The following is an 8,732-nucleotide window of genomic DNA, read 5'->3' on the forward strand; positions in this document are numbered from 1 at the left end:
CTTTGCTAAAGAGGGGGACTTGTTCTAGCGAAAATTTAATATCGAATTTCTTCAATACGATTTTTAATTTTTCAGATGAAAGAATAAGTCTCTTCAACCTAATTCCCCTCTTTAGAAAAGAGGGGTTAGGGGAGATTTGGTTACAAGATTTTTTCAAATCAGACTGCTTGTTTATCCTTTCTTTGTCCAAAATCTCTCTATGTTTTATTCCCCTCTTTAGCAAAGAGGGGTTAGGGGAGATTTGGCTACAAGATTTTTTCAAATCAGACTGCTTGTTTATCCTTGCTTTGCTCAAAATCTCTCTATATTTTATCCCCCTCTTTAGCAAAGAGGGGCTAGGGGAGATTTGGTTACAAAATTTTCTTAAAATCAGACCGCTTGCATTCATACAAGCGGTCTCTTTTTATATTAAATTTCCAATAACAAGCGAGTTGGATCTTCAAGCAAATCTTTAATTGCCACTAAGAAGCCAACAGACTCACGACCGTCAATTAAACGATGGTCGTAGCTGAGTGCCAAATACATCATCGGGCGGATTACCACCTGACCATCAACAGCCACTGGGCGATCTTTAATGGCGTGCATACCTAAAATAGCACTTTGTGGCGGGTTGATGATTGGTGTGGACATCAATGAGCCAAATACACCACCATTGGTAATAGTAAAGTTACCGCCTGTTAAATCTTCAACGGTTAATTTACCATCACGACCTTTTTCCGCTAACGCTTTGATCTGTTTCTCAATTTCAGCCATTGAAAGTTTATCGCAATCACGCAGAACTGGTGTGACTAAACCACGCGGAGTAGAAACCGCAATGCTGACATCAAAATAGTTATGGTAAACCACATCATCGCCATCAATAGAAGCATTCACTTCTGGATAACGTTTTAATGCCTCAACAACCGCTTTAATGTAGAACGACATAAAGCCTAAACGTACACCGTGTTGTTTTTCAAACTTATCACCATATTGCTTACGCAAGCTCATAATCGGCTGCATATCCACTTCATTAAATGTGGTTAGCATTGCGGTAGTATTTTTCGCTTCAAGTAAGCGTTCAGCAATGCGTTTGCGTAAGCGGGTCATTGGCACACGTTTTTCGCTACGAGCAGAGTAGGCAACGGTACTAATCGTATTTTCAGCTTTCTCTGCCACTTTCGCCATATTGGCTTTAGCACGTTTTGCTACCACAGCTTCAATATCTTCACGAGTAATACGTCCACCAACGCCCGTGCCTTTTACTTCACTGGCATCTAAACCGTGTTCAGCTAATAAACGGCGAACTGCAGGGCCTTGAGAGTCTGCATCACTGTGATCGTTTTCTACCGCAGACGATTTTCTATCTGCTGGTGTTGGCTCATTTTGAGCAAGGGTTGCACTGCTAACATCACCAGCTTGAAGTGCTGAAAGTACACCAAGCACTTGCTTGCTGATAACCGTAGCACCAGTGTCTTGCTGAATTTCAGTAATAACGCCATCACTCGTTGCAGGCACTTCAAGCACCACTTTATCCGTTTCAATTTCAACGATAACTTCATCACGTTTTACGCTATCGCCCACTTTTTTATGCCAAGTTGCAACAGTTGCATCGGCAACAGATTCAGGAAGATCAGGAACAAGAATTTCGATAGTCATAGTTTATTTCCTTTTAGTTCTATATAAGAGCGTATCGCATACGCCCATTTAAAATTTGCAAAAATCTAGCCAAAAACGACCGCTTGCTAAGGCGTATCACACGCCCGAGCAAACGATTTAAACTAGAGCGTTAATGCATCACTTACCAACTGTTTCTGCTGTTTGGTATGGAGCGACATATAACCCACCGCAGGGGAGGCTGATGCTGGTCTGCCAGCGTATTTCAATTTCGCATTCTCTGGGATAGAGGCTTCAAAATTGTGTTTACTACAATACCAAGCCCCTTGGTTTTGTGGCTCTTCTTGACACCAAACATAATCCGTAACGTGTGCATATTGTTCTAATACTTTTCTGACTTCATCGTGTGGATAAGGATAAAGTTGCTCAATACGAATAATCGCCACATCTGTTTGATTATTTGCACGACGTTGCTCAAGAAGATCGTAATATACTTTACCAGAGCAAAGCACCACACGTTTTACCCCTTTTGGATCAAGCTCATCAATTTCACCGATGACATTTTTAAATTCACCATTGATCAACTCATCAAGCGTAGAAACTGCAAGCGGGTGGCGAAGTAACGATTTTGGCGAAATTGCCACTAACGGACGGCGAACTTTACGAATTGCTTGACGGCGTAGCATATGGTAAACCTGTGCAGGAGTTGAAGGTATGCAAACTTGCATATTTTGTTCTGCACAAAGCTGTAAATAGCGTTCTAAACGAGCTGATGAGTGTTCAGGGCCTTGTCCTTCATAACCGTGTGGTAATAACATCACTAAACCACACATTCTGCCCCATTTTTGTTCGCCAGAGCTGATAAATTGGTCAATAACAATTTGAGCACCGTTAGCAAAATCACCAAATTGTGCTTCCCAAATGGTTAGTGTTTTCGGATCAGTTGTTGCATAGCCATATTCAAAGGCTAATACCGCTTCTTCAGAAAGGACAGAATCCCATACTTCAAAGCGACCTTGATTGGCGTGTAGTTGTGTTAATGGTACATAGCCTGTTCCATCATTCTGATTATGGATCACAGCGTGGCGGTGGAAGAAAGTTCCTCGTCCTGCATCTTCACCAGATAAACGAACGTGAATACCATCATCTAATAAAGTAGCGTATGCCATTGTTTCAGCCATACCCCAATCTAATAGTTTCTCGCCCTTATACATTTCTCGGCGATCATTATAAATTTTCTCAACACGAGAATGCGGTTTTACACTTTCAGGATACTCGCATACACGTTTAGCAATGGTTAAGAAACGCTCTTGTGGGAATTTGCTTTCATAAGGCTCTGTCCACTCATAATTGAGATATTGTAGCCAATCCATTTTAGCGGTATCCATCTCACGCCATTCAGGCACGACACGATCACCATTATCTAACGCATCACGATAGAGATTCATCATCTCAATCTCTTCATCGCCTGTTAAAATGCCTTCAGCAATTAAACGATCTGCATATACTTTGCGTGGAGTTGGGTGTTTTTTGATAATGCTGTACATCATCGGCTGAGTCGCTAACGGCTCATCGGCTTCGTTATGCCCGTGACGGCGATAAGAAATCAAATCAATAAAAATATCACGTTTGAATAAGCAACGATATTCCACTGCCATTCTTGCCGCGAAAGCCACCGCTTCAGGGTCATCGCCATTAACGTGAATGATTGGTGCTTGGATCATCTTCGCAATATCGGTACAGTACTCAGTCGAACGGGTATCATTCGGGTTAGAAGTAGTAAAACCAATTTGGTTGTTAATCACAATACGAATAGTACCGCCTACTTTATAGCCACGAGCATTTGACATATTTAAGGTTTCTTGCACCACACCTTGCCCTGCCACAGCGGAGTCACCGTGAACGGTAATAGCTAGTACTTTATTATGCTCTTTATCATAAATACGATTTTGTCTTGCTCGAACTGAGCCGATAACCACAGGGCTAACAATTTCTAAGTGAGAAGGGTTGAAAGCGAGAGCTAAGTGAACTTGCTTATCATCGACAGCAAAATCAGAAGAGAAACCTTGGTGATATTTCACATCACCGGTACGGTTTACATCGGCGTGTTTACCTGCAAATTCATCAAATAATTCCGCAGGTTTTTTACCGAGTACGTTTACCAGCATATTTAAACGCCCACGGTGTGCCATACCCATTACCACATCGCTCATACCTTGGCGACCAGCGTGACGGATAATCTCTTTCATCATTGGAATAAAAGCATCACTTCCTTCTAATGAGAAACGTTTTGCCCCTGGGAATTTAGCCCCTAAATAACGCTCCAAACCATCCGCTGCGGTTAATTCTTGTAATAAATTGATTTTTTCTTCTTTTGTGAAAAGCGGTTTATTTAACACACTTTCCATTTTAGCTTGTAGCCAGTTTTTCTGCTCCATATCTTGAATATGCATAAATTCAAGACCAATACTGCCACAATAGGTTTCTTTTAAGGCTTCGGATAACTCTCTGAGTGTAATGGTTTCTTTATTGTAAACATAACGACCCACAGTAAAGGTTTCATCAAGATCTTTCTCGCTAAAACCGTGGTGACGATAGTCTAATTCAGGAACTTGAGACGTTTTCCAACGGTAATAATTGAGTGGGTCGAGTTTCGCTTCGAGATGACCACGAAAACGATAAGCGTTAATAAATTGTAAAATTTTGACCAATTTTGCACTGGCTTCAGGGTCAATGACGGTTACCGCTTCAGTTCGATTTTCACGGGCTAAACGGCGGAAATAATCTTTTACCGTAGAATGTGGTTGTTCTACCGCAGTAGTTTTCGGGAGTTGAGCGAAAATTGCTTGCCAACTTTCATCAACACTTTCAGGATCATCAAGATACTGTTCATAGATTTCTTCAACATAAGATTGATTAGCTCCACCAAATGCGGTTGAAGCTATCCAGTCATCAAAGTTTTTATGTTGCATACATACCTAACCTTATTGAGTTGTGTTTATTGATTATTGCTCTCGCCATTATAGCGAGTAATGCCAAAAAAAGTGGTAAAACCTTGATATAACTGCCTATTTATAAAGCAGTAGTTATTTGGAGCGTATTATGCCCTAAAACTAATCAAAAAACTGTGATGTAAGTCTTATTTTCACAAATTTGTAACATTAATATTGAGGTAGTAATAGTCATTGTAAGTTGGTTTGTAAATCTGTGTCAGTATTTTGTGTTTATTTACTTTGTAATTAACATTTTTTCATTCAATGATTATATTTTTATTTTGGTTTAAGTTATTGATTTTTTTATTTTTTTTTTTTTTTTTTACGCTTTTTTAATCGGTTGTTTTTTTTGTTTTTAGCTTATAGGATGAGTTATAGAACATTTCCTTTTATGTTGATTTGTAAGTTTTTACAAGTTTTGTAATTGTTAATGTCTATGTGATTTCTAATAACTTTATTAGCGATTTTTATTAACAATATCAATGTTATTTATGGGTATGCTATGAATAAAATTTTTAAAATTATTTGGGACTACGCTTCTCAAAATTGGGTTGTTGTGTCAGAGCTAAGTAAATCTAAAGGAAAAAGCAAGGCTTCTAGTTTAGGTAAGACCAAAGCAAGCTGGAGTATTGGGGTAGCAAGTAGAAGTCTTGTCATTCCATTTTTGCTTTCTGTGGTTTCTGCTGAGGTAGCAGCGATTACTTGTAGTACTCCAACTGGTCAAACAAATGTGCCTGTTTCTAATCAAAATAAAGATAACAGCAACGTCGTCTGTGGTGTAAATGCTTGGGTAAACAGCCCAAGAAACGTGGTGATTGGTTCAGATAGCTGGATCAGTGGTTTAAATAATGGCTCTGGCAATCAAACCCAAAATGCGGTAGCGATTGGCTATGGTGTTCAGTTAAGAGGTGGTAATCAAGATAACTACAACTACGCCACAGCGGTCGGTTCGACTTCTTATGCTTATCAAGGTTCAAGTGCTTTTGGTTTTGATGCTCGTGCGGAATCTACAGAGGCGACAGCGGTAGGACGAGGCAGCCGTGCACTTTCTAGTTTGTCTATTGCAATGGGGCGAGATGCTACGTCAGGTGATCCCAGCTGGACTGGCACGCCTGCATCTAATCCACATACTTCCGCCATTGCTATCGGTTATAAAGCTCAAGCAGTAAAAGGCTCTTCTGTGGCATTAGGTGCGAACACAAAAGCAGATACAAATATATTTAACACCGCATTGGGTTCAGGAGCCCACGCAAGCGGTGCGACTTCTTTGGCGATTAACTATAATGCTAGCTCAAAAGGGAATTTTTCTATCGCCATCGGTCGTAATGCTTTAACCGAAACGAATGCCGAAAATGCCATCGCCATCGGTGAAAGTGCCAAATCAACCCATAAAAACGCGGTGGCATTGGGTAATTCTTCAGAAAGCGGGGTGGCAAAACGAATTAATAGTGCCACGATTAATGGTGTGAGCTATTCGGAGTTTGCAGGGGATAATCATTTTACCGTTGCCGATGGTCAAGCTGAAACCAATGCGGATAAATTGGGTTTAACGGTTTCTATCGGTAAGGTAGGGATGGAGCGTCAGCTGAAAAATGTGGCTCCGGGTGAAATTTCTGCTGGCTCTACCGATGCCATCAACGGCTCGCAGCTTTATATCGTTGCTAAAAAACTGAGCGAAGGTTGGTCTATTGGTAATACATTAAATGCAGATAGAAGTAACAAAGTAGGCGATGTTCAAACCAATAAGCAAGTGAACTTTGTTGGTGAAGGTAGCACGACAGTTACGGTTGAAGAAGTTCAGGGTAAACCGGGTAATTACAACGTTAAAATCAAATCAGCCCCAGGCGGTGCAGCGGCTGATACCAACACCAAAACCAATGTTACGACAGATACCGGCGATGTGCTGACTGTAACCAATACGCCAAGCACAGACGGTAAGTCCATCACTTCTAAAGTGAATGTGAAAAAAGCAAACATTACGGTCAATCAAGCTACTGGTGCGGTAAATGCTGTAGCGAATAATGCAGATGGTGTTGTTACTGCCAAAAATCTTGCTGAAGCATTGCAGAAAACCGGTTGGGTACTCAAAGCGAACGGTACTGGCAATAATGTCATCAACCCAGGTGAATCAATTAACTTCAAAAACGGCATTGGTACTACCGCTGCTGTTTCAGGTAATGATATTACATTTAACATTAACACCACGACTCTTGGTACGGCTCCGACCTCTGGTACTGGTGCAGGCAAAATCAACGTTCCTGCTGCAGGAAACACTTTCGCTACCGCTAATGATGTTGCTACCGCAATGAACAGTATGTTCTGGAAAATCTTTGCTTCGGGCAATGGTGGCGGAAACCGTGCGCATCAAGCAATCAAAGCCGGCGATACGGTCGAGTTGGTTGGTGGAACCGGAATTAAGGTAGATCAAGCCAATGGTAAATTTACCTTCTCTTTAGATGAAAATTACATCACAACCCACCCAGGATTAAAAGGTCAAAAAGGCGACAAGGGTGATAAGGGTGATAAAGGAGATCAAGGTATCCAAGGTGTAGCTGGTCCACGAGGTCCAGCCGGAGCCAACGGTAAAGATGGTAAAAACGCAGTGGCATCAGTTGTGAATAACAGCAACGGTACACACACGATTTCTATTACCGATGGTAATGGTCAAGTTACCACAACGACTGTTAAAGACGGTGCCAAAGGTGATCAAGGTATTCAAGGTGTAGCTGGTAAGAACGGAACCAACGGTAAAGACGGTAAAAATGCGGTGGCATCAGTTGTGAATAACAACAACGGTACGCACACGATTTCCATCACCGATGGCAATGGTCGAGTTACCACAACGACCGTTAAAGACGGTGCTAAAGGTGATCAAGGTATTCAAGGTGTAGCTGGTAAGAACGGAACCAACGGTAAAGATGGTAAAAATGCAGTGGCATCAGTTGTGAATAACAACAACGGTACGCACACGATTTCTATTACCGATGGTAATGGTCAAGTTACCACAACGACTGTTAAAGACGGTGCCAAAGGCGACAAAGGCGACAAAGGTGACAAGGGTGATCAAGGTGTAGCTGGTAAGAACGGAACCAACGGTAAAGATGGTAAAAATGCAGTGGCATCAGTTGTGAATAACAACAACGGTACGCACACGATTTCTATTACCGATGGTAATGGTCGAGTTACCACAACGACCGTTAAAGACGGTGCCAAAGGCGACAAAGGTGACAAGGGTGATCAAGGTATCCAAGGTGTAGCTGGTACGAACGGAACCAACGGTAAAGATGGTAAAAATGCAGTGGCATCAGTTGTGAATAACAACAACGGTACGCACACGATTTCCATCACCGATGGCAACGGTCAAGTTACCACAACGACTGTTAAAGACGGTGCCAAAGGCGACAAAGGCGACAAAGGTGACAAGGGTGATCAAGGTATTCAAGGTGTAGCTGGTAAGAACGGAACCAACGGTAAAGATGGTAAAAATGCAGTGGCATCAGTTGTGAATAACAACAACGGTACGCACACGATTTCTATTACCGATGGCAACGGTCAAGTTACCACCACCAACGGTAAAGACGGTAAATCACCAACTGCCACCGTAGAAAAAGTTGGCGACACAGCCACCATTACCATCACCAACGCAGATGGCACTCAAAGCACTGCCACTGTTAAAGATGGTAAGAATGGTGAAAAAGGTGAACAAGGTGAAAAAGGTGCTGACGGTAAATCAGCCACAGCGACTGTGACAGACAACGGCAACGGCACGCATACCATCACAGTAAACAACCCTGATGGCACAAGCACCAGCACCACGGTGAATGACGGCAAATCACCAACTGCCACCGTAGAAAAAGTTGGCGACACAGCCACCATTACCATCACCAACGCAGATGGCACTCAAAGCACTGCCACTGTTAAAGATGGTAAGAATGGTGAAAAAGGTGACCAAGGTGAAAAAGGTGCTGACGGCAAATCAGCCACAGCGACTGTGACGGACAACGGCAACGGTACACACACCATCACAGTAAACAACCCTGATGGCACAAGCACCAGCACCACGGTGAATAACGGTAAAGACGGTAAATCACCAACTGCTACTGTAGAAAAAGTTGGCGACACAGCTACCATTACCATCACCAACGC

At 42.2% G+C, this 8,732-nt stretch carries 4 protein-coding genes; 1 reads left to right on the top strand and 3 read right to left on the bottom strand.

Features of this window, described 5'->3' with window-relative positions; translation table 11 throughout:
• From A1D25_RS10985 to sucA, 3 genes are all read right to left on the bottom strand, one after another.
• Positions 1 to 388, bottom strand: a 388-nt coding sequence (locus A1D25_RS10985) for a hypothetical protein (protein ID WP_205420582.1), incomplete at its 3' end; no start/stop codon positions are given.
• A 20-nt stretch (positions 389 to 408) separates the two neighbouring features.
• The gene (odhB, locus tag A1D25_RS05290; RefSeq protein WP_157394655.1) at positions 409 to 1,635 is read right to left on the bottom strand and encodes a 2-oxoglutarate dehydrogenase complex dihydrolipoyllysine-residue succinyltransferase; all 1,227 of its coding nucleotides are present in this window, start codon (positions 1,633 to 1,635) and stop codon (positions 409 to 411) included.
• Positions 1,636 to 1,757: 122 nt separating this feature from the next.
• Positions 1,758 to 4,565, bottom strand: coding sequence for a 2-oxoglutarate dehydrogenase E1 component (sucA, locus tag A1D25_RS05295; protein WP_157394656.1), 2,808 nt, complete (start codon positions 4,563 to 4,565; stop codon positions 1,758 to 1,760).
• 523 nt (positions 4,566 to 5,088) lie between these two features.
• On the opposite strand from sucA, the gene A1D25_RS05300 reads away from it, so the two are divergent.
• Positions 5,089 to 8,732: collagen-flanked surface repeat-containing protein (locus A1D25_RS05300; RefSeq protein ID WP_205420583.1), on the top strand; the 3,644-nt coding region annotated here is incomplete at its 3' end.

This window comes from Ursidibacter arcticus (genome assembly GCF_009761375.1).
Classification (GTDB): Bacteria; Pseudomonadota; Gammaproteobacteria; order Enterobacterales; family Pasteurellaceae; genus Ursidibacter; species Ursidibacter arcticus.

Coding starts and splice junctions, on each gene's coding strand:
- odhB (WP_157394655.1), bottom strand. CDS start 1,635: ATGACTATCGAAATTCTTGTTCCTGATCTTCCTGAATCTGTTGCCGAT.
- sucA (WP_157394656.1), bottom strand. CDS start 4,565: ATGCAACATAAAAACTTTGATGACTGGATAGCTTCAACCGCATTTGGT.